18 protein-coding genes and 1 pseudogene are annotated in these 23,937 nt (G+C 41.3%); 6 read left to right on the top strand and 13 right to left on the bottom strand.

The genetic code is table 11. From position 1 onward, the window contains the following. Positions 1 to 6 precede the first annotated feature (6 nt). A pseudogene (locus J0X00_RS12765) lies at positions 7 to 958 on the top strand (IS66 family transposase); the annotation flags it as partial. A 306-nt stretch (positions 959 to 1,264) separates the two neighbouring features. Here the strand turns inward: J0X00_RS12765 and galU are convergent. The 13 genes from galU to J0X00_RS12700 all read right to left on the bottom strand — a co-directional run bounded on the left by galU (position 1,265) and on the right by J0X00_RS12700 (position 15,879). Then, positions 1,265 to 2,131, bottom strand: a complete 867-nt coding sequence (gene galU, locus J0X00_RS12760; protein WP_282478200.1) for a UTP--glucose-1-phosphate uridylyltransferase GalU — start codon at positions 2,129 to 2,131, stop codon at positions 1,265 to 1,267. A gap of 71 nt (positions 2,132 to 2,202) precedes the next feature. Continuing rightward, positions 2,203 to 3,369, bottom strand: coding sequence for a nucleotide sugar dehydrogenase (locus tag J0X00_RS12755; protein ID WP_282478199.1), 1,167 nt, complete (start codon positions 3,367 to 3,369; stop codon positions 2,203 to 2,205). Between the two features lie 93 nt (positions 3,370 to 3,462). After that, positions 3,463 to 4,293, bottom strand: a complete 831-nt coding sequence (locus J0X00_RS12750; protein ID WP_282478198.1) for a glycosyltransferase — start codon at positions 4,291 to 4,293, stop codon at positions 3,463 to 3,465. After that, on the bottom strand, positions 4,283 to 5,296 hold the full coding sequence (locus J0X00_RS12745; protein ID WP_282478197.1) for a hypothetical protein: 1,014 nt from the start codon (positions 5,294 to 5,296) through the stop codon (positions 4,283 to 4,285). Before J0X00_RS12745 ends, J0X00_RS12750 begins: the two co-directional genes overlap by 11 nt. Before the next feature lie 25 nt (positions 5,297 to 5,321). Beyond that, the gene (locus J0X00_RS12740; RefSeq protein WP_282478196.1) at positions 5,322 to 6,191 is read right to left on the bottom strand and encodes a glycosyltransferase family A protein; all 870 of its coding nucleotides are present in this window, start codon (positions 6,189 to 6,191) and stop codon (positions 5,322 to 5,324) included. A 15-nt stretch (positions 6,192 to 6,206) separates the two neighbouring features. Further along, positions 6,207 to 7,175 carry an acyltransferase family protein gene (locus J0X00_RS12735; protein WP_282478195.1) on the bottom strand — a complete coding sequence of 323 codons (969 nt, stop codon included), beginning with the start codon at positions 7,173 to 7,175 and terminating at the stop codon, positions 6,207 to 6,209. After that, on the bottom strand, positions 7,165 to 8,379 hold the full coding sequence (gene wzy / locus J0X00_RS12730; protein ID WP_282478194.1) for an oligosaccharide repeat unit polymerase: 1,215 nt from the start codon (positions 8,377 to 8,379) through the stop codon (positions 7,165 to 7,167). Before wzy ends, J0X00_RS12735 begins: the two co-directional genes overlap by 11 nt. After that, positions 8,379 to 9,290 (bottom strand): glycosyltransferase family 2 protein, encoded by a 912-nt coding sequence (locus J0X00_RS12725; RefSeq protein ID WP_282478193.1) that lies wholly within the window; start codon positions 9,288 to 9,290, stop codon positions 8,379 to 8,381. Before J0X00_RS12725 ends, wzy begins: the two co-directional genes overlap by 1 nt. Beyond that, positions 9,283 to 10,539: an oligosaccharide flippase family protein gene (locus J0X00_RS12720; RefSeq protein WP_282478192.1), complete on the bottom strand. Its 1,257-nt coding sequence runs from the start codon at positions 10,537 to 10,539 to the stop codon at positions 9,283 to 9,285. The genes J0X00_RS12725 and J0X00_RS12720 overlap by 8 nt, the downstream gene beginning before the upstream one ends. 170 nt (positions 10,540 to 10,709) lie before the next feature. Beyond that, complete coding sequence (locus J0X00_RS12715) at positions 10,710 to 11,717, bottom strand: NAD-dependent epimerase (protein ID WP_282478191.1); 1,008 nt, start codon at positions 11,715 to 11,717, stop codon at positions 10,710 to 10,712. 349 nt (positions 11,718 to 12,066) lie between these two features. Further along, entirely contained in the window at positions 12,067 to 14,235 is a 2,169-nt protein-coding gene (locus J0X00_RS12710) for a polysaccharide biosynthesis tyrosine autokinase (protein ID WP_282478190.1), read from the bottom strand. A gap of 55 nt (positions 14,236 to 14,290) precedes the next feature. Further along, the gene (locus J0X00_RS12705; protein WP_282478189.1) at positions 14,291 to 14,731 is read right to left on the bottom strand and encodes a low molecular weight phosphotyrosine protein phosphatase; all 441 of its coding nucleotides are present in this window, start codon (positions 14,729 to 14,731) and stop codon (positions 14,291 to 14,293) included. Between the two features lie 11 nt (positions 14,732 to 14,742). Then, positions 14,743 to 15,879, bottom strand: coding sequence for a polysaccharide export protein (locus J0X00_RS12700; RefSeq protein ID WP_282478188.1), 1,137 nt, complete (start codon positions 15,877 to 15,879; stop codon positions 14,743 to 14,745). 1,010 nt (positions 15,880 to 16,889) lie between these two features. Between J0X00_RS12700 and J0X00_RS12695 the strand changes: the two genes are divergently transcribed. The 5 genes from J0X00_RS12695 (at position 16,890) to lpxM (ending at position 23,884) form a co-directional block, all read left to right on the top strand. Further along, entirely contained in the window at positions 16,890 to 17,777 is an 888-nt protein-coding gene (locus J0X00_RS12695) for a hypothetical protein (RefSeq protein WP_282478187.1), read from the top strand. A 106-nt stretch (positions 17,778 to 17,883) separates the two neighbouring features. Further along, positions 17,884 to 19,977 carry a YjbH domain-containing protein gene (locus J0X00_RS12690; protein ID WP_282478186.1) on the top strand — a complete coding sequence of 698 codons (2,094 nt, stop codon included), beginning with the start codon at positions 17,884 to 17,886 and terminating at the stop codon, positions 19,975 to 19,977. Between the two features lie 120 nt (positions 19,978 to 20,097). Next, positions 20,098 to 21,036, top strand: a complete 939-nt coding sequence (rfaD, locus tag J0X00_RS12685; protein WP_282478185.1) for an ADP-glyceromanno-heptose 6-epimerase — start codon at positions 20,098 to 20,100, stop codon at positions 21,034 to 21,036. Between the two features lie 323 nt (positions 21,037 to 21,359). After that, complete coding sequence (locus J0X00_RS12680; protein ID WP_282478184.1) at positions 21,360 to 22,526, top strand: nucleotide sugar dehydrogenase; 1,167 nt, start codon at positions 21,360 to 21,362, stop codon at positions 22,524 to 22,526. A gap of 374 nt (positions 22,527 to 22,900) precedes the next feature. Continuing rightward, positions 22,901 to 23,884, top strand: a complete 984-nt coding sequence (gene lpxM, locus J0X00_RS12675; RefSeq protein WP_282478183.1) for a lauroyl-Kdo(2)-lipid IV(A) myristoyltransferase — start codon at positions 22,901 to 22,903, stop codon at positions 23,882 to 23,884. The last annotated feature ends 53 nt before the right edge of the window (positions 23,885 to 23,937 follow it).

The raw sequence follows: 23,937 nt of genomic DNA, 5'->3' as shown, positions 1-23,937 counted from the left end.
GTTGCAGTGGCCAACATTATCCTCGGTAAATACCAATACGCGATGCCACTTTATCGCCAAGAATCCCTGTTTACTTAGTCGGGTATCGAGCTATCACGCACCACCATGGCAAGGTGGGTTATCCAAGTCAGTGAGAAGTTCGCACCGCTATGCCGCCTTGAAGGAATACCTACTGCCACAAGTGGTGGTTCAAGCGGATGAAACACCGCTCAATGTGCTCAAGGAAGAGAAACAGTGTTATATGTGGCTGTACTGTTCGGGTGCAGCCTCGCCTGACGCCGCCCTGCCTGATGTAAAAAATATCGCCTTGTACGACTATCAAAACAGTCGCGCGAGGGCATGTCCTGTCGCCTTCCTTGGTGACTATGACGGCTACCTGCAAACCGATGGCTATGGTGCGTATGATGGTCTTCACCAAGTGACCAGTCTCGGTAGCTCGGCGTAAGTTCATGGAGGCGAAGAAGCTGAAAGGCAAAGGAAGGTCGGGCAAAGCGGATAAGGGATTGGCGAAAATCCAAAAACTCTATGAAATAGAATCGTGCTTAAAAGGAGCCTCTTCTGAACATCGAAAAGTCGAGCGTCAAACATACGCCAAACCGATATTGGATGCGCTTTACGAATGGATGACAACGCAGCAGGGCTGGTTAAAGTGCGTTAGGTAAAGCGATCAAATACACGCTTGGACAATGGCCGAAACTCATTCGCTACATTGACGACGGCCATTTATCCATCGACAACAATCGAGCTGAACGCGCAATTAAACCGCTGGTCATTGGCAGAAAAAATTCTTCTCGACCAATCCTAATGGACTGAAGCGAGTGCGATGCTTTACAGCATCGTTGAGACAGCGAAAGCCAACGGTCTCATCCTCTACGACTACATGGTCAAGTGCATGAAGGAGTTAGCGAAAGCTGAGCCTGATATCGATGCACTTCTGCCATGGAGCTTCAAACACTAGCAAATTGCCCCGTAGGTTCATGGGACGGATACCTATCAGCAATGCATAAAGTTAGGTTGATGAATATACCTGAAAAAGTCTAAAGCCTATGTGTACAGCTTAGAAACCATAGTTACTTCAGTATCGCGCTAGAACGGAGAAGGAGCTTTCCCATTAAACATTTGGAATATCTCATTATAACCATTAGTAAACTCTGCCCAGCAGGACTTGTTCATCTTATTAAGAAAGAATCGAAAACCAACGAATAGAAGGGAAAAGAAAAGTAATGGTATAAGCAGGCTCTGGTTGATAGCAGAGCCTGCTTATTTACGCTGCTTTAATATCGGTTTGATTTTTCTCAGACTTACCAGGTGATTGATACAAATTCTCGTAACAATAGTTTGTTGCTTCAATGTAACCTTCAACACTACCGCAATCGAAACGGTGGCCTTTAAATTTATACGCCAGTACACAACCCGCTTTTGCCTGCTTGAGCAGCGCATCAGTAATTTGGATCTCGCCTCCTTTGCCCGGCTCGGTTTGCTCGATTAAATCAAAGATATCCGGAGTCAGGATATAACGGCCGATAATCGCCAGGTTGCTTGGTGCAGTGCCCGGCTCTGGCTTCTCGACCATGTCATCAACACGGAAGATGTCATCTTTAATCATCTCACCCGAGATCACACCGTATTTGTGTGTTTCTGATTCTGGCACTTCTTGCACCGCAACAATAGAGCAACGGAACTGGTTGTACAACGCAACCATTTGCGCCAGTACGCCTTCATCCGGGTTGACACACAGGTCATCGGCCAGTACCACGGCGAACGGGTTATCCCCCACTAACGGGCGACCGGTTAAAATCGCGTGGCCTAGGCCTTTCATTTCGCTCTGGCGAATGTAAGTAAAACTGGCCGCATCGATCAGTGAACGGATATCGGTAAGCAGAGACTCTTTGCTGGTACCACTGATTTGGTGTTCCAGCTCGTAGTTTTTATCGAAGTGGTCCATCAGCGCGTGTTTACCACGGCCGGTAACGACACACATTTCGTTCATCCCTGCCTGAATCGCTTCTTCAACGCCGTATTCGATCAGCGGTTTGTTCACCACTGGCATCATCTCTTTCGGCATGGATTTAGTCGCAGGTAAAAAACGGGTGCCATAACCTGCTGCGGGGAAAAGACATTTCTTAATCATGATATTCTAGCCAATTAACTTAGATGAATGGAAAACGCAGAGGCCAAGCTGAGCCTCTGCTTTATGCTTGTTTAGTCACTGCCAAACAAATCACGGGTGTAGACCTTATCGGCCACATCTTCGAGATCCGCCGTCATACGGTTGGACACAATCACATCCGACATGGCTTTGAACGCTTCAAGATCGCTCACCACCTGAGAGTGGAAGAACTCGTTCTCTTTAAGAACCGGTTCGTAAATCACAACCTCGATCCCTTTCGCTTTAATGCGCTTCATAATGCCCTGAATAGAAGACGCGCGGAAGTTATCTGAGCCGGATTTCATTATCAAACGGTAGATACCTACGCGTTTGGGCGCACGGCGGATAATAGAATCGGCCACGAAATCTTTACGGGTGCTGTTGGCATCGACAATGGCACGAATCATGTTGTTCGGCACGTTAGAGTAGTTCGCCAGCAGTTGCTTGGTATCTTTAGGCAGGCAGTAGCCACCGTAACCGAACGATGGGTTGTTGTAATGGCCGCCGATACGAGGATCTAACCCGACACCCTGAATAATTTGGCGGGCATCCAAGCCGTGAACTTCTGCATAGGAATCCAGCTCGTTAAAGTAAGCCACACGCATTGCCAGGTAAGTGTTAGAAAACAGTTTGACTGCTTCTGCTTCTGTTGAGTTAGTAAACAGAACCGGAATATCTTTTTTGATCGCCCCTTCAACCAGCAGGTTTGCAAAAGTTTGCGCACGCTCGCTTTGCTCACCGACAATCACGCGGGAAGGATACAGGTTATCGTAAAGGGCTTTGCCCTCACGCAGGAACTCAGGCGAGAACAAAATATTATCGCAGCCCAGCTCTTGCTTAATTTGCTCGGTGTAACCGACAGGGATGGTCGATTTAATCACCATCACCGCGCCCGGGTTAATCGCCATAACATCTTTGATCACAGATTCAACAGAACGTGTGTTGAAGTAGTTGGTTTCAACATCATAATCCGTGGGGGTTGCGATGATAACGAAATCGGCATTGGCGTACGCATCTTGCTTATCTAACGTGGCACGGAAGTTAAGTGCCTTGTTGGCCAGGAAATCTTCGATCTCTGTATCTACAATCGGCGACTGCTTATTGTTAAGCATTTCAACTTTGCTTTCGATGATATCGATAGCCACCACTTCATGATTCTGCGCCAACAGCATTGCGTTTGATAAGCCGACGTAGCCTGTGCCGGCAATAGTAATTTTCATTTTTCTTTCCAAATATGGCGTTAGTTAATGTATTTATTGAACAAATAATGACAAAAAACCTATAATCCTAACTAAAAATTATAGGATAAAATACTATCTCAATGTTTTATATGCCCACTTTTTAATTGATGTAGGAGCAATTCGAAGTAAAAAAAGATTTATAGTATGCACAACATTACTTACTGTCATTACATCTAGTTTACGAAATGCATAAACTCTTGATTTAAAGTCATTCATTGCTTTTTTCAATCCACGCCTTGAGTGAAAAGATTCATTGACTCTAAACTTCAAGAGTGCTTCATTAATATTTGCAAACTTTTTCCCAGCTGCGAGAAGATCTACCCATAAATAGTAATCTTGAGTATTCATCAGCTCAGATTTATAACGATACCCTTCATTAAATACAGCCATTCTAAACATTACCGATGGATGATTAAATGGACATCTCTTAATTATTTTTTTCGAGATATCCTCATGTGTAGAAGCCATCTTTTTATAGAACCCATCTATATTCAAATCATCGAATTCCAAAACGTCTGATCCAACGACATCAATATCGTTATTTAACAAGAAAAAATCGACTTGCTTTTCAAACCTTAAGTTATTACTTATATCATCTGCATCCATGCGAGCTAGAAAATCATAGTCTCCGTGTTTCACGGCCAAATCGATTATTTGATTCAATCTAAAAGCCAAACCTTTATTAAATTCATCATAAATAACCGTCACGTTATGATTATCTAAGCTTTTGAGATAACTAAAAACTTGGTCATCCACCTTCCCATCTAACGCAATAAAGAAATCGAAATGGGAATATGTCTGCTCCAAAATGCTATTAACGGCAAGTTCCAAAGATTCTAAGCTATCACCACGATAAACTGACATAGCAACGGCAATTTTATAATTAGGCTTATTATTTCTCATAAATATAACTCGCCAAAGATTTTGAGAAATATTCTTCTACGCATACATTATCTACAGGGCTGCAGTTAACTTGACCACCACTTTCGACTGTAAATACTCTTTTAGCATTCATCATTGTTGCCAAACCAAAGTGTACTGATTGAAACTCGATCACAGAAAACTCACTGTTGCTTGATTCTGCTATATCAAGAGAAACAAACGGTGTATCAAGCTGATTTCTAGTTTTTTCAGCGAATTTTATTAATTCGTCCGAAGGGCTAATTTCATAATCAAACTTGCCACTTCCCGAAGCCCTAAAATCATTATCACGTACGTACCTCTTTAAAACAAAGACAGACTTACCGAAAACCAACACTTTCCAATCAAACTCTAAGTTAGGAATAAATTCCTGAAGAACAACTTGTCCTATTTTTTTGGGGTACAGACCTTTGTATTTATAAAAATACTTAACGGTTCGTCTTAGTGTTTCATCTACGCTATTTAATGGCAAATAATAAGTAGACATTAGAGAAGATACAGATTTTGAAAGTTCACCGCTTTCCTTTACTAATTGTACACCTTTACTACCAAACCCTTGAGATGCCTTTACAACAACTGGTACGACTGGTTTAATGGGAGAATTTGAAGTTGATAATAACTGTGCATGTGGTGTCTTGACATTAGTTCTACTTTTATATAATTCTTGATAGTACTTATTATCATGTGATTTATATAAATCATACTTTGGTAAAAGAATTCCTCCCCTGCATTGTACGTCATAAGCGACATCCAATATTGTATTTTTATAATTTTGGATCTGAGATGATGTAAAGAAAAAATAATTCCCATTAATATCTTCATCATCATTCAATAGCTTAGAAGCTAAATCATCAAGACTAATAGTATAACAAATAAATCCTTCTTTTAAGAAATCTTTTAGCTTGTCTAAATCTAAGCCAATAGTTTCATGCAACTTCTGAGGTATTATATTCTTATAATTAGTAACAAAAAAAATTCTTTTCATATTAGTTTATTCAACCATACCAACGTTAATATTTAAAAACCAAACTTAATGTTCTTAAGCTCGGTTTAAAAATCATCGACTTAAACAAAAACTTAACAAATCTTAAGTCATTGTTCTTTCTATATGCCCTTGCGATTAAATGATACATTCTCGATTCAAATATCATTTTTTCATCGCCATCGAGATTATGAATAATATTACTATATTTTTCCCTAATTCTAGACACAGAGTCAATATGCTTTGCAGGATCTGATGATATTTGTTTCCCAGTGCTTTTATGTACGGTATAGAGAATATTATAACTTAAATCCCACTTTGCCTTGGTCAACTGAAGAATACGAACCCACAAATCATAATCCTGTAAAGATTTAAGGTTTTCATCAAAACCTCCGGCTTTAACAAAAACGGCTTTTGTTATAGCAACACCCGAAGTAGTACCTATATAGTTGCCTTTCCATAATGAATTACATCTAGTGTTTTCTTTACTTTTTCTATAAACATGATCTAAGTCATTTGAATAGACAAATTGTTTTCCCGTGTAAACTAATTCGTGCTGATCATCAATACATGCAACTTGAGTTTTTATTTTATCTTCTAACCAATAGTCATCATCATCAAGAAACATCAGAATGTTATTTTTTGATTTTTCGGCACCTAAGTTCCGAGAGTAATTCCCGCCCATACCCACATTGTTATAATGATAATGAAAGTAAATATCTAATGACTTAAGTTTAGCTATACATTCTGAGACAACAGCCTCATCAATTTTAACGGATGAGCAGTCGTCTATGACTATTATTTCTAATGGTTTAACACTTTGTTTAGCTACAGAGTCTATTGCTCTAAACAAAAAATCAGGTCGATCTTTAGTTGTAATAATTACTGAAACGCCCATACAGACCTCTACACTTTATCCCATTAGTATTGATTTTAGATTCTTGTTAACTTCTTTCCTTCTCTCAAACATGCTCAAAGCAATGTTTTTTAATGCTACTAGCATAAGGGAACCTGAAACAACAATGAAATAATTTGCGATCCAACTACTAGTTAAGCTTGAAAGATTAATAATAAACACTATATGAAACAAGTATATCCATATACTGTTTCTGGAAATATATCCAATCGCACTTTTTATGAATTCATTCCCAATAGAAACATAATTCCAAAGAATTAAAGAGACAAACATACCATAAGAAATAAAAATCCCCCTAGGAGGATATTTATAACTTTGTATATCATAAACACCGCTTATTATATAATAAAATGTTACCAGTCCGAAAAACAAAAAGACTAAGTTCATTTCCAGTTTTCTTAGTCTAAAAATAACCATACCAAGAACAAATAAAGGTAAATATCCTAACCAATCAAATAAAAATATTCTTGACACGGCACCAATAGAATCAATAAAAACATACATTAAAGATTCATTCAGGATAAAAAAAATAAAGATAATAAATACTATAATCTTGTTGCTGTTAATTTTTTTAATTGAGCAATATATAATTGGCGACAAAATTGAGAAGATAAATATTATTCTTATAAACCAAACGTAACCAATACCAGAAATCAGTGAATAGGATTTCAAAACATTTTCAATATTCACATACGACTTATCAAAAGAAAATAAGAAAAGTAACGTCAAAAACAACCATGTAGGAAATACCAATCTAAATATTCTTTTAACTACATATCCAACATAAGGTATGCTTTTGTATGACAAAGAAAAAGAAACACCTGATAGGAATATCATCATTGGAACATCAAAATTCCTTAGTTGAAATAAAAAATCAGGCGGATCTATATGTGCAAAAATAATAAGTAAAATTCCAATACCACGAAGAAAGTCTATCTTAAAATTTCGTTCAACTTTATAATCCATTTTTTAAACCTTTCATTATACGTATGCAGAGAATAACAAAAATAAATACCACCAATGCTTGTATATAAAGACTAAAACTATAAAACCATCCATGAAGAAGCATTATCAACACTGTGATCCATGAAAATGAAACAACTTGCCTAGATAAAAGTTTACTCAATAATATGGTTAATGCGACCAAAAATATTATATAAAATAAAATTAGTAACAACTGATTACTCTCTACTATCATCCACAATGAAATAGGAGTATTGATTCTCCAGCTATATGCGCCATGTACTGCTTGAGCTAAAACTAATTGTAAGTCTATTGTTTTTGACAATGAAAAGATGTCATAAACTCTATTTTGAATCCAACCCTCCGCAAAAAAAGGAGTTACTCTAACACTGTTGACTATATCATCAATCTTATTTTCTACTAAGCCGAAATATATAATACCAACATGTTCAAATCGTTCTATTGTAGAGAACAAGTAAATCTTAAATAAATCTGATATTGAATTAATATCTCTATAGTACATTACTGCGTTAATAGCATCAGTATATGACGCACCATTTTGACTAGTATTTACTGTTGAAACTACACTTTTGAAGAATTTTAAAAATGGTGATAACATTACACCCAAAATAAAAATATATAGAAATTTAATTTTATATTTCAATATAAAATCATTATTTAGCATAATAAAAATATATGCCAAATAAATAAATGATGACAACCATCCCTTAAGGACAGAGAACAACATAAGTATTATGGCATTAACATAAAACAGCTTTCGCTTTTGGTCACTTGTATAAGCTAAATATATATAGGTCAAAAATATAGGCTGCATAAAAATAAAGAAATATAAAGGTATTTTAGGAACACCTTTATCAATCTCAACGCCTGCAATACCTACATCATACTTTAATGAAAACAATCCAAACGACAAATTCAAAAATATAAAAAAAACATCTAATGTGAAATAGTTTTCGCTAGTAGATATTCTTTTTACTTTAATAAAATTTTCTAATATAGGATATAGCAAGTATAAAAGAAAATACATAGATATCATCAAGATGAAAAGAGCCACTAGCATCATTGCTGGATAACGTAGTTCATACCCACGTAAATCACCACCAACTACACCACTAAAAAAATAAATAATAGCAGCAATAATATTTGATACTAAATATATTCTAAAAAATACCTTCCTTTCTAACATTACTTATAGCCTCTGAATTTTTGTAAAATTAACTGAGGTGACTTTAAGTAATCAATCTTTAGGTTTGGAATAATTTTTTGCTTATTGTAAACCATTGAAAAAAATGTACTAGCAAACACTTTAAAACCAAAGTTTTTAGACCAAATCAAATAACTCAATAATGGACTACAATATTTATTCATACTATGTTTCTTTAAGTAGTCATTAAATCTAAACATAACATCTAAGCGCGTTTTGAAGGAGTTGAAATTCTTTGTCTTTGTTAATGATGTATTATTCTCTGTAACACAGTATATAACATCTTCTTTGACATCAATTTCATTAGCATTCAATCCTATTTTTACAGAAAACATAACATCATTAGAGAACATAACCTCATCAAAATTTATATTATTTTTATAAACTAGATCCTTCTTAATTAGCTTACTCCAAGGAACTAGATATTTTATTTTAAGATTCATGCTGGCATCAAAACTTTTGTATTTGATAAAATCCAGCACCAATTTCTCATATCTTTGATGTCGAGAACCACTGATCTCAGAATCAATATTCCAACTAATCGGTTTATAGAAAACAATATCAGAAGTAGTAGTATTTATGTCTCTAAAAACAACATCAAATGCTTTTGCTGTAAAATAATCATCAGCATCTGCAAATAGTAACCATTCACCACTACATTTGGTCATTCCATAGTTTCTAGCGGAACCTGCGCCCTTCTTTCCTGGATTTAAATAGGTTCTAACATTTGTTCTTTCACTAAAAAAGCATGCATTCAACTCGAAATCACTATTATCATCAACAACGATAATTTCGATTCTCTTATCATCTGGTATTGATTCAACCAAATTTCTTAACGATTTATATGAGTTAAAATGAGGAATAACGACCGAAACCAATAAATTATCAATCATAATATGTGTCTTTTTTTGACTCAATGAATACAAAAAGTATTATTGCTACGTATATTAATGATGATGCCAAACAGAAAAGTTCAACAGAGATTAACTCATCTTTGTAGTAATATATCCCAACTAATAGGGATACTACTCTTAATATAAAACTAAATACTTCTATAATTAAAAAATGTTTTTGGACCTTTATAACAGGAATTAAACTAATTGAAGGTCTTGATATTAGGATGAAAAAACATAAAATGGCCAGCCACTTAGCATAGTGGCCTGCCATAACCCATTCTTCACCGAAAACCAACGTAAATATTTGACTACCGAAAAAAATAAAGGCTCCAAACGGTATAACACTGATAACCATCAATGATAGAGTTGACTTTATCAGCAATCTATTTACATTCTGACCTTCGTTTCTCATATTTACATATTTGGGATACAACACACTATTCAATGAATTTCCTAACAAATTTACAGGAGCAGTAAACAACGTTCTACAAAGTCCATAATAGGCAGCTGACTTTAACCCAAAGCTCATAGACAACAGAACAACTGGTAAATCTTGAGAAATTGCGTTTAGAAGCATCTGAGGACATCTATATTTAGGAAAATCTGCATACTGTCGTAATATTCGTTTAATTTCCCCAAATCTAATGTTACATGTAAATTTTAAACCATTTAATTTATAGCAAATTATTGAATTGATTAAGTTCGATACATTAATAACTCCAACTAACATTATTGATGTCGAAGAAAACAACCCACCTACATATTTACTTACATTAGTGATAATTGAGGACATAATATTTGATCTAGCTAAAATAGTGTATTTATCACTTTTTATCATGTCCTTTTTAATTATATCAGCCCATGTTACAACCATCAAATAGAAGGGAATACAATACGCCCACCCTCCTAAATCATTAATAGAGAAAAAATTAAAACCACTATATTTAACTATTAAAATACATGACAATATGACAAAAAACATAATAATAGATATGGCCATATTAGCTTCTATTACTTTGTTTGTTTCTTTTCTTTCACTAGTTAAAACAATAGCTAAAGGAAGAGTAAGGGCACCTAATGGTGTCAATATAGCCACTATTGACAGAAAAACACTTTGTACACCATAAACTTCTGGACCATAAAGCCTTGTAATCAGAGGCACAAATAAAAATGAAATTACTTGTGCACCGGCTGTACTTGACAGAACTATCGATATTTTCTTTACAAGTGATGATTTTAGCAACATTATCAACTCATATATGGTTACAATTCATGAATTAAATATGGATTTTTAATTCTATCACGCAACCAAAAAATGCAAACTTGATACTTTATAAAATTTGACTAAATAGGAATCTAAGCATACCTAATATCAACCAATAATAAAATATTCTTTTACTTTCATATGAAATGTACTTAGTCAAATACATAGTGCTCTTTATACCATTCAACAAACTTAGCTACACCAGTATTCACATCGACAATAGGCTTGTATCCTATTGCATCAAACAAAGCAGTTGTATCTGCATATGTTTGATAAACATCTCCAGGTTGCATCGACATAAAGTTCTTTTTCGCTTCAATGCCTAGTGACTCTTCCAGAGCTTGAATATAATCCATTAGTTTTACTGGTTGACCGTTACCAATATTATACACACGGTAAGGTGCAGAGCTGGTTGCTGGTGAACCCGTTTCTACTATCCAGTTACTGTTCTTTTCTGGAACTACATCCTGAATACGAATAATGCCTTCAACAATATCATCGATATAGGTAAAGTCTCTGCTCATATCGCCGTTATTGTATATATCGATGACTTCGCCTTTTACGATCTTATGGGTAAATTTCAGCAGCGCCATATCCGGACGGCCCCAAGGCCCATAAACCGTAAAGAAGCGCAGACCCGTCGTTGGAATGTCGTACAAGTGAGAATACGTATGCGCCATCAACTCATTAGATTTCTTGGTTGCCGCATAAAGAGAAACCGGGTGATCAACTGAATCGTCTGTGCTAAACGGCACTTTGCTGTTTAATCCATAAACCGAGCTGGAAGAAGCGTAGACTAAGTGCTGAACCTGATGATGACGACAACCTTCTAAAATATTCAGATGCCCAACTAAGTTGCTATCAGCATAAGCTAAAGGATTATCCAGCGAATAACGCACACCAGCCTGTGCTGCTAAATGGATTACACGATCAAACCTCTCTGCTGCAAACAGCTCTGGAATCGCTGTGCGATCAGCGATATCCAACTGAATAAATTTAAATAAAGGGTGGGTAATACGCTCTAAGCGGGCGTATTTCAGGTTTACATCGTAATAATCGTTGATATTATCAATGCCTACAACTTTGTGGCCCAATACTGTTAGCCGCTCGACCACTGCACTGCCGATAAACCCGGCCGCACCCGTTACTAAATATTTCATGATATTTCCTAGCCAATAAACAACATCTCTCAGTGAGAGACGATTAACGTGTATTTACTTTGCAATATAAAGGGGATTGGTTGCATATTTTTGGCCTTAATTTAAAAAAGAGATCTTGAGCCAAAAATAAGTATAAAATCCATCAATATGATACAAGCCGTCGATGTGAACAAACTGTTCCTGCTAATACCTCTTGAATGAAAATCATTCTACCCTATTCATCATCTCAATATTGAGACAAGATGATTTGCACACAGTTTTGTTTGGTGCGTGCTTAATGCAGGAGAGATTTAGCGTCAGCAAAAGGGCCTATACAGGCCCTTTTTTATCTTATTGTTTGCAACCGGAGTTACTTACCATCACTCTTATATGAATAGTTATAATAACCATAACCATAATAGCTGGATGCGGTTTTTTCCGTAGCGTTTAGAATCACGCCTTTCACTTCAATACCTGATTGTTCAAAACGGTTACGTGCTACATCAATCTCTTTAATGGTATTCATACCAAAACGTGCCACCATCAATGTCGTGCCAGCCAAGGCACCGACAATACTTGGGTCCGTCACCGCCAATACTGGCGGGGTATCAATAATCACCAAGTCATATTTTTCGCTGGCCCAATCGACTAACTGTTTAAAGCGCGGGTGCATTAATAGCTCTGATGGGTTGGGCGGGATCTGGCCACGGGTAATAATATCCAGGTTCTCCACCTGAGTGGCTTTCACCGCTTGCTCTCTGGGCACCTTGCCGCTTAAAAAGTCAGAGAGGCCATTTTCCCAACCTATACCAAATGGTTGCTGTAAATAGCCTTTGCGCATATCGGCATCAATAATCAGTACCTTCTGCCCCGTTTTTGCCGCCACCGCCGCAAAGTTGGTGGATACAAACGATTTACCCACGCTCGGTGCCGGACCTGAGATCATCAGTACATTGTTTTTGGCTTCCATCATCGCAAAATGCAAACTGGTGCGCAGGCCACGCAGTGCTTCAATAGAAAGGTCCGCCGGGTTGGATTCAGCCAGTAATGTCAGCTCTTGGTTCTGTCTATGCCGACGTTTTAACTGGTTAAACAGCTCTAATTGCAAGCTGGATTTCGGCACACTGGCATAAACAGAAAGGCCAATCTGCTCAATATCATCTGGGTTTTCTACCCCACGATGTAATGCGGCTTTAACCAACACATAAGCAACACTTAAGATACCACCAAACAGAGTCGCCAATATAACAATCAAAGTTTTTTGTGGTTTCACTGGTAACGCATATGCTAAAGCTTGATCAAGAATACGTACATTACCGACCGTACCCGCTTTTACAATGCTTAGTTCCTGTACTTTATTCAGCAATTGCACGTAAATTTGCTGGTTTACTTCCACATCACGCGTCATACGTAGTACTTCGCGCTGTGTTTTTGGCATTTTCTGAATCTGCTTATTTAAACGCTCTTTCTCTTTTAGCAAAGTCTCTCGTTTATCCAACAGCGCAATATAAGAAGGATGGTCTTTAGTAAAACGTTGGCTAATTTCACTCTCTTTAAAGGTCAGCTCATTCAATTGTGCTTCCAGTTCTACCATCACTTTTAAAGTTGATTGCGCTTCTAAGCCTAAATCGATCGAATCATTGGCCTGACGGAAACGATTAAGTGTATCTTCGGCATCAGTCAGCTTATTTTTTACATTCGGGAGATGGCTCTTTAAAAATTCCAGACTTTTTTCTGCTTCGGCAGCATTACGCTCTACATTCTGTAAAAAATAATTTTTCGCAATATCATTTAAAATTTCAGCGATTTGCGTACGATCTTCACCTATATAACTTAAATCTAGTATACCGCTTTGCTTACCCCGCTCACTTACAGTAAGGTTTCTTTTCAACCATTCAATCGCATCCAACTTACTACGCTTCGCTATAGAAAACTCGAAACCGCTTTCAGCTTGTAAATCAGTAACAAAGAGCTCATAGCCGTCTTTCTGAGCTAATTCACCAGCCTTTCCTTCCAGCACTATTTGGCCGTCACGTAGTAACTGGTAAGTTTTTTGTTCTGCATCCACGATTTCAATAGCATGCTCACTTTGGCGCGAAAAATCGGGGATAGCGAAACGACTCACATCTATGATATTGCTCTCACCACCTATACGTGCTAAGCCTTTACCTATTACGGGGAAATATTCAGGAGTCACTACCGTAGTGAGATTAAACTTATCAACCGTATCACCCAGAATCATCCGTGAGTTAATAATTTCAATTTCAGTGGTGGCGGTTGATTCAGAAGAAAATAGTTCTCCCATATCACCACCAACCAAGGCACTAATGCCACCGGAGCTTTTCTGTTCTATCTGAATCAATGCGTTCGCTTTATAAACCGGAGTGGAGAGCAGGGTAAATACCACACCAAACACGGCAAAAACAAAAGTCGTAATCACTATAATCCATTTAGAATCGAGAAGAATGCCCAAAAGCTTACCTAAATCAATCTCGTCAGAAGTGTTGTCAACTGAAGGTCGGGATGGTTGTGTTGTCATTGTTATAAATGTCCTGGGGAAAATCTGGAAGAAATCTTTGGCGAAATTATCAGCGTTATAGCTTGCTTACCCAAGCTTCGGCCGCCTGATCGATCAGCGAATAGGCATGCTCAAACGCTTCGCGACTTTGCCGGTAGGGGTCGGGAATCTCTTTTTTCCCAATCCACTGGCCAAACAGCATGGTTTTGCCCCTGGCTTGCGGAGCAATCTCCGTTAAAGCTGAAAGGTGGCCTTTTTCCATCACCAGTATTAAATCGTATTGTGCGCACAGGGCCGGGGTCAGTTGTTGGGCACTGTGCCCTGCTAAACTCACCCCGCGTTCTGCAGACATTTCCATCGCTGTGTTATCGGCAGGTTTACCACTTAAATGGCTTTTCTCGGTGCCAATCCCGGCGGAGGCCACCTGTTTATTCGGGAGCTTTTGTTGAAGCAACCGCTCCCCGTAAGGGGAGCGGCAAATATTACCCACACAAACCACTAATATTTTATCAAACACCAATCATCTCTCTATGGCCAGTTGCGTACGCGAAGTACACCTTCAGTCAGATCATTAAAGCCGGAAATGGTCGGAATCAGTTGACTAATCACACGGTTCCAACGTGTAAGCGGTGCTGCAGTGACATACACCACATCGTAGGGTTGAATCTCAAATTCGGTACCAATCACCAACGCAGAGGCATCCTGAATATTAAGCTGATAAATGTCTGCCAAACGCTTAGATTTATCTTTCGCAGTACGAATGACGAAGACACCGGTGGCATCTGCAGATAGCTGGCTGATCCCGCCCACGCTACTCAGCGCTTCCGTTAAACTCATCCCCGCTCGATCAATTTTTAGCATTTGTGGGTTGTTCACTTCCCCCATCACAAACACCTTTTGGCTATCATTACGCGGCACATGAATAATGTCGCCGGCTTGCAGTAAACGGTTTTGGGTTAAATCGCCTTTCTGCATTAATGCATATAGAGAAATCGCCTGCTCGGAGCCATTACGGGTCAGAGTCACATTACGCCAGTCAGCATCCGATGCCAGCCCGCCTGCATTGTTAATCGCATCCAGCAAAGTCAGTGGAATATTAGTAATCGGTTGTAGACCAGGCCTGGTCACTTCACCTGTCACATACGTTTTTTGCGATCGAAAGGCAGCAATACTGACATCCACTTGCGGGCTTTCAATATATTTAGCTAAGCGCTGAGACAATGTATCACGCACTTCACGCACCGTTTTTCCACTTACGGCTACGGTACCAATATAAGGATAAAAAATGGTGCCATCAGCGTGTACCCAGTTACCCGCTTCCGAGGCACTGCGGTAAGAACCAGCCGGAATCGTCAGCTCAGGATGATCCCAGATGGTTACGTTCAGAATATCACCAGGGCCGATTTTATATTCATAGGCTGCAAGCTGGGTATCTAAAGACGAATTTGCCTGAGAGCGAAAATCATCAGAGAGATGGTATTGGCCAATACTATGAGCATCGAGCGGATAAATATTGACTTGTTCCGAGATGTTATCCGTTAACTCGGATTCAGTCTGAACTACTTGTTTACCACTGGATGAAAGATGGGAGCCCGGCGTAATTGTACACCCGGCAAGAATCGCCGGCGCTAGAGCCGCGATCATGAAATGTTTTTTTAGTTCCATGTAAGCCAATTTCGATTGTTTGTACCCTAAATTGCAGAAGCACCATACCTGACTAACTTCACACAACAGAGTAACCGTCCTATAATTAACAACAGTACGCAACGCTGTACAGACACAGCATTGAGACCCTCTGCATCTCTCAAACAGCACGCTGTTCAGATGAGTCTATACCACTCTATTCAATCCTGTTTGGAGAAAATCACTTTAAAGACCAAGCTCAGCGCCCAACGGTAAGCATCACTACCCCAACGAAAAGATATGCTACCGCCCTTCGGTTCTTGCGTATCAACCTAATACCGCTCGCTGGTAACAATGAAGTTTCATTTTGCAAGCGGGTTAGGACTCCAAGGCTATAACTCTTGTTGCTGACGCCGAAGAATTGATTCGTGTCAGATGCTAACACACTCTGGTGCCAGAATGGTGAGTTTACGGTCTTGTCTCACTTGAGTTATAAAACAGTATCAGAAGATACTGCGTGTACAATTTGTAAAAAGCCTAGCCTAACTAAATCCGCTGTTGTCTTAATGTTTCTTGTAAATTTTAAACTATTACCGTTACTGCTTGATATAACAACAGTATCTACTAGGGCAACGTTACCAGGCTTTATCCAGCCAGATAGTACCTCAGCCTTCAACCTAAAACGGCTTGCAGAGGACTAAACTAACAACCTGTATTTGATTATTATTGTATTTTTAGAGCAAGATAACAAAAAGTTACTTTTCCGACTTACGCCGAAAAAGTCAGCACGTAATTAACCACAAGCGCTGCCCGATTGCAATCTTGATGCATGCAGCCTCCTCCCACCTTAACGGCTAAGTTGGCTCGTTGTCTCAATAACAGGATGTTTATTAATTCGTTTCCATTTTGTCACAAAAACGATCAAAACAATCGAATATAATTCGCAAGCTTTTGTACGCTTTAGCTGGTGGCGAGTATTTACACACCTATGAACTGAGGTTATTCTCTCTACTGTGGTTGGAACCTAATTTCTATAATCGGAGCTTATTATTGTGAAATATAAATTACTAACAACTTGCGTAGCAGTGGCTTTACTGGCTGGTTGTGGCAGCGACAATGACAACGATGCCACTACTGGCGTTCAGGCTTATGATGGCGCGATCCGCGGCATTTCAGGTAGCTACACCTGTGAAGACGGTACCTCAGGAGCAATTCCTGCAACAGGTTCTGATGGTTTTGCTTATGTTTCAGGTGCAACGGCGGTTGAATCACCGAATACCTGTAGCTTTACCTTTAACCCAACTGCGGGCGCGGTTGATATGTCAAACGGTAAGGATATGAGCGCCGTTGAACTGTCTATTCCCCGCGGTCTGGCTGAGGGCTCTCGTGTTCAGGCAACACCGTTCACCACTCTGGTTTCACGAAAAATGGAAGAAACCGGCGCAACTACTTACGACGAATCAACGGCAATCGAAGTTCTTAACGATTTGGGCCTAGGCGACTTGACGAACCAAGGCGTCACGATTTCGCAAATAATGACGGACCTCGACTCGGTGATTACTCAGGTTAAGCAAAGCAATCCAGCTTTGGGCGCTCAACTTGTCGCGACCACCCATATTTTGAGTGATGTCCTTACTACCAATGTAACTGACACGACCCAAATTTCCAACGCATCTCAAAACTTAGCGAAAAAAACCGTAGCTGCTAATCCAAACTACCCAACCAGCCAATCTGGCGGTGATGTAGTTGTCGATGTAAAAGACTACGACATGAGTTCGGTGACTGACGAAGTGCTGGATGACACAGCCATCGATAACCTGGAAGACGTTCCGGAGCAGGAAGCAGAGCCTGTAGATGAGACTCCGACTGGCGGTGGTGGTACTGGTGGTACTGGTGGTACTGGCAGCACCGGCGGTGCTGGTGGTACCAGCGGCGCATAATCCCCGCCTGCTAAGCGCTATTGAAGGCACTCCTCGGAGTGCCTTTTTATTGTTTGATCTTCGTGATTCATCTCCCGTATGAATCCTGTGCGTGAATGGACATCGCATGAAACCTATAATTCCTATTTCCTTCGCTGTAGCCAGTCTGCCTTTTTCTTTCTGCATTCAGGCTCAGCAGCAAGTTCTAACTTCCAACCAATCATTTTCCGGCTTGGTATTCACCCCTAACGCACAAGTTATCAATCCAGGTGACTTTGCTTTTAGTTTTGGCCGCGGCGTACCATTGGATACCGATATCGCTCGCCTGGATTCACTGAATTTCTCTCTTGGCCTGTTTCCGGGTATGGAAGCCAGTGGTCGCATTGTTACCAAAACGTATGACAATAACCTATTCACAGATTCAGATGGCGGTATTCGAGATCTGTCTGCTTCATTTAAATATCAAGTCCCGGCTTTCTGGCAAGACTGGGGAGCGCTGGATGGATTAAATCTGGCGGTCGGAATGCAGGACGTGGGTGGCGCTGCCAATAACTTCGATACACGCTACGCTGTAGCGGACTACTCATTTGATTTCCTCCCTATTCGGCTCAGTGCCGGGTACGGGACAACAAAAATTGAAGGCAGCGTGATGGACGGTGCTTTTGGTGGGATCGAAATTCAGCCAACCAACTTTCTACAGCTGGTTGGTGAATACGATGGTGTTGAATACAACACTATGGCAAAAGTATTCACCCCAAAGGGGATGCTACCCTGGAATATGCAAGCTTCGCTGGGTTGGATGGTTTCTAGTGGTCATGAAGCAGAAAACGATCATCAGGTATGGCAATCACAGATTGTGGTGCCACTAGCCGGCGACTACGTGAATCGTGAGACTCAGCTCAGTAATCAACTCAGTCTGCAAGACAAATTACAGTTAGCTTTGGATAAGTCAGACAGTGCCTCTTTGACGGGACTAAAACATGCATTGGAAGACGAGGGGTTTCTGAATGTGCGCCTCGGTACTCAGAATAAGAAATTACTCGTGATGCTGGAGGATCGTCGTTATAACCACAACCAAGTGGATGGCCTGGGTGTGGCACTGGGTATTATTTCCAGCCACTACAGTGAAACCAGTGCAAGTGAACTGGGTTTAAGCAGCGACGAATTTACCATGGTAGCGCTGCACAACCAAATACCTGTTGTAAAAGTAGCTACATCCGCTGCCACTTATCGCACATTTATCCGTGATGGTGGCAATGCTCAGGGGCTGATGTTCAGCACCAGTGACATGTTTAACGTTCTCGATAATGTTCAGTGGCTGGGTGACAAAACCCGCTCAGGTTTCGGCCGCACTCAATTAATTGTCTCTCCAGGGCTACGTTATGCTGTCGCCACTGAATACGGTGTGTTTGACTATTCACTCGGACTAGAAACTAATACCTACACATCTTTGTGGCCAGGTGCAGCCATCGACCTGCGTTATGTAACCCCGGTTTCAGACAGCGACGATTATGATCACGGATATTGGCGTAATGCGGCTTACGAAAGTAATTTGGATCGCGCTCAGTTCCATCAAGCCATCAACCTACCCTTCGATCTGCGCTACCAGTTCTCTTACGGTTTAGTCTATACCGATTATCTTGGGTTCAAAAACGATGCAGCTTGGTATTCACCATCCGGCCGGCATATGCTCGGAGCGGAGCTGGGGGCTTACTCCCATGTCGATGACAAGAATCAATATGGTTTACCCTATGAAGACCATGATATCCGCCTTGCTCGTTACACCTACTCTCAGCCAGCATGGGGCTGGCAACTTGACGTAAAAGGCGGAGAATTCTGGGCCGGAGATGAGGGCTATCAGGTAACGACTAATCATTGGTTTGGCGACGTCCGTGTTTACGCGTCTTATCTTGAGTCAAAATTCGAAGATAGTGAGAAGGAAAAATTCCTGACACTGGGCGTCGCATTCCCGCTGACACTATGGCGTGATATGTCACCAAATTATGTTCAACTTCGCGGTATCGATGAGTTTAATTTTAGCATCCAGACTCGTATTGATGAAGATCATAACCAACTGAACCAAGGTTCTGGAGGGACCGTGCCATTCCAGCATAGTATGGAGCGGGAGTACTTTAACCGAGGCCGCTACGGCAGTGGTTATTTCGAGACTCAAACCGTGCGCTTACGCAACGCCTATCTGCGTTGGTTAGATAATAACTAACGAAGAGGTTTGTGCACCATTAACTCATAAAGGTTCTGGGAAAACATTACTTCACCTAGAACCTTTATCTTCCCCCTGCTACTATTCGACACAGTATTTAAGCTTAAGTGGAAAGTAATTATGATCATCGTAACTGGTGGTGCTGGCATGATTGGCAGCAATATTGTGAAAGCTCTGAATGACCGTGGTATCACGGATATTCTGGTGGTCGATCATCTTAAAAATGGCCGTAAATTTAAGAATCTGGTTGATTTGCAGATCACCGATTACATGGACCGTGATGACTTTCTCACTCAGGTGATGGCCGGTGATGATTTCGGCCCGATTGAAGCCGTATTCCATGAAGGTGCCTGTTCAGCCACCACCGAGTGGGATGGCAAGTACATGATGCTCAACAACTATGAGTACTCCAAAGAGCTGCTGCACTTCTGCCTCGATCGTGAAATCCCGTTCTTGTATGCCTCATCGGCTGCGACTTATGGTGAAACCGATACCTTTATTGAAGAGCCACAATATGAAGGTGCGCTCAATGTCTACGGTTACTCCAAACAGCAGTTTGACAACTACGTACGCCGCCTGTGGCAAGATGCCGCAGAACACGGTGAAAAACTGCCGCAAGTGACTGGCTTCCGTTACTTTAACGTCTATGGCCCGCGCGAGCAGCACAAAGGTTCTATGGCATCCGTAGCGTTCCACCTGAACAATCAGATGAACTCAGGTGAAAACCCGAAACTGTTTGCCGGCAGTGAAACCTTCAAACGTGATTTCGTTTACGTCGGTGATGTGGCGGCGGTAAACCTGTGGTTTATGGAGCACGGCGTGTCCGGCATCTTTAACTGCGGCACTGGTAAAGCGGAATCATTTAATGAAGTGGCCAAAGCGGTCATCGCGCATCACGGCAAAGGCGACGTGGAAACCATTCCGTTCCCGGATCACCTCAAAGGTGCTTACCAGGAATACACTCAAGCCGATCTGACCAAGCTGCGCGCCGCAGGCTGTGATGTTGAGTTCAAAACCGTCGCCCAAGGTGTGGCAGAGTATTTAGCGATTATTAATTAAAAAGGTTCTAGGGAGATAAGTTCCTAGGTAAGAAAGGTCCTAGGATCCTAGGTAAGAAAGGTCCTAGGATCCTAGGTTCTAGGCCATGGGATGCGCGCTGGTAGTTGGATGTATTCATTTGAACACTCAACAATCACTTCAGGCAGCGTGCTGGGAATTGTGTATATCATCTGAATCCCCAGCGAAGACCCTAGGACCTAGGAACTAGTACCTAGAAGCCTGATACACAGGACCTAAAAACCTTTAACACCAAAACTTTAAAAGAATGCTGACCCTAGGACCTAGGCCCTAGGATCTAGGAACTAAAAAACCGGAAAACTAAAATGAAAATAGCCGTAGCAGGGACAGGTTACGTCGGCCTGTCCAATGCCTTGCTGCTTGCGCAGCACAACGAAGTTGTCGCTTTGGATATCGTTCAGGAAAAAATCGAGATGCTCAATCGCGGTCAGTCGCCGATTGTTGATAACGAAATTGAGCAGTTCCTGAGTGAAAAATCGCTGAACTTTACCGCAACTACGGATAAAGAGCAGGCTTATACCGGTGCACAATTCGTGATTATCGCCACTCCGACTGATTACGATCCGAATACTAACTACTTCAACACCTCATCGGTTGAGTCAGTGATTCGTGATGTGATGGCGATTAATCCGGATGCGACCATGGTGATCAAATCCACCATTCCGGTCGGTTATACCGAAACGCTCAAACAAGAGATGCAGTGTAACAACCTGATCTTCTCTCCAGAATTCCTGCGTGAAGGCAAGGCGCTGTACGACAACCTGTACCCGTCACGTATTATTGTCGGTGAGCAGAGTGAGCGGGCACAAACCTTTGCCAACCTGCTGGCACAAGGTGCCATCAAGCAAGACATTCCAATGCTGTTTACCAACTCCACTGAAGCCGAAGCGGTCAAGCTGTTCTCAAACACTTACCTGGCGATGCGCGTGGCTTACTTTAATGAGCTGGATTCCTACGCTGAAGTGCATGGCCTCGACAGCCGCCAGATTATCCAAGGGGTCGGCCTGGATCCGCGCATCGGTAATCACTACAACAACCCGTCGTTTGGTTACGGTGGTTACTGCCTGCCGAAAGACACCAAGCAGCTGCTGGCCAACTATGATGAAGTACCGAATAACATTATCGGTGCCATCGTCGATGCCAACCGCACCCGTAAAGACTTTATCGCCGACTCTATTATCAAGCGTCAGCCAAAAGTGGTCGGTATTTATCGCCTGATCATGAAGTCCGGTTCAGATAACTTCCGCGCTTCTTCTATTCAGGGCATCATGAAACGCATCAAAGCCAAGGGTATTGAAGTGGTCGTGTATGAACCAGTGTTGCAAGATGAGCACTTCTTTAACTCCCGAGTGATCAATGATCTGGCAGCGTTCAAGCAGGAAGCAGATGTCATTGTCTCTAACCGTCTGGCTGAAGAGCTGAAAGATGTGGAAGAGAAGGTTTATACCCGTGATCTGTTTGGGAGTGATTAGGTTTTAAGGTTCCAGGATCCTAGGCTTTAGGATCCTAGGGACTAGGTCCTAGATGCGTTCGCTGGAACTTATTCGGAGCTTCTAAGTTTTAGGGCTGCGGCACGTTTGCCTTTAGCAATCCAACCCGTAACAGCCAAACTGAGCGCGACCTTCTAGGGCCTAGGGGGCTAGGTCCTAGATGCGTTCGCTGGAACTTATTCGGAGTTTCTAAGCTTGAGGTCTGCGGCACGTTTGCCTTTAGCAATCCAACCCGTAACAGCCAAACTGAACGCGACCTTCTAGGGCCTAGGATCCTAGGACCTTTTCCCTATATCCCTTACTCCTGTTATACTCATCGATAATTTTACTCAAAAAACAAACCATCTGAGCAAACTATGTCGACTTCTCGTCTCTCTTCATCGCCGCGCGATGACTTTGATGAATATGCCTACAACCCGCAGTTTCATTGGAATTTTCTGCATCCCAAATATTGGGGAACCTGGTTTGCTATTGCCTGTGCTTGCCTGCTGAGTTTTTTACCGGCCGCCGCCAAACGGGCTATTGCCGGGTCTCTGGCCAAATTGGCGCTGAAAGTAAACAGCAAAGCCAATACCCGCGCGCGGGTGAATCTACAGATGTGTTTTCCGCAAAAATCGGACGCTGAGCGTGAAGCCATTCTTAAGCAGATGTACATCACCTCGACCATGTTTCTGATCGGCTTTGCATCCACCTCAATCCGCAGTAAACGCTGGCTGGAAAATAACACCACCATTCGTGGTTTTGAACATGTGCAGCAGGTACTGGATCGCGGTGAGAACGTCATTTTACTGGTACCACACACCTGGGCGATAGATATTCCGGCCATTTTGCTCGCTTCGCGTGGCCTGCCGGTGTCTGCCATGGCCAAAAGTCAGAAGAATAAAGTCTCCGACTGGCTGATGCATAAGCAGCGCGTACAGTATGGTGGCCGGGTATACGATCGCAGTGTCGGCATTAAACCGTTTATTAAATCGGTCCGTAAAGACGGTTACCTCGGCTATTACCTGCCGGATGAAGATCTCGGCCGTGAACACAGTGTGTTTGTCGACTTTTTTGCTACCCACAAAGCAACCATCGCCGGTTTAGGTCGCCTTTCTACGTTAAGCAAAGCGAAAATCGTCCCGCTGTTTGCTATGTACAACAGCACCAGCGGCGAGTATGAGCTCGACTTTTATCCTGAGCTGCCGTTTCCGACCGGTGACGAACATCAGGATGCACGCATGATGAATGAATGCATTGAAAACTACGTGACTCAACGCCCGGAGCAATATATGTGGATTTTGCGTCTGCTCAAGACCCGCCCGGACTCTGATCTCAATCCTTATACGAGGAAACACTAAAATGTATCGTGCAGTCATGATTTGAAACGTTCACTACGGCTTAAATAATAGAA

Source organism: Vibrio sp. ABG19 (assembly GCF_029962385.1).
Taxonomy (GTDB): Bacteria; Pseudomonadota; Gammaproteobacteria; order Enterobacterales; family Vibrionaceae; genus Vibrio; species Vibrio ostreae.
This window is presented reverse-complemented; position numbering and strand designations above follow the sequence as displayed.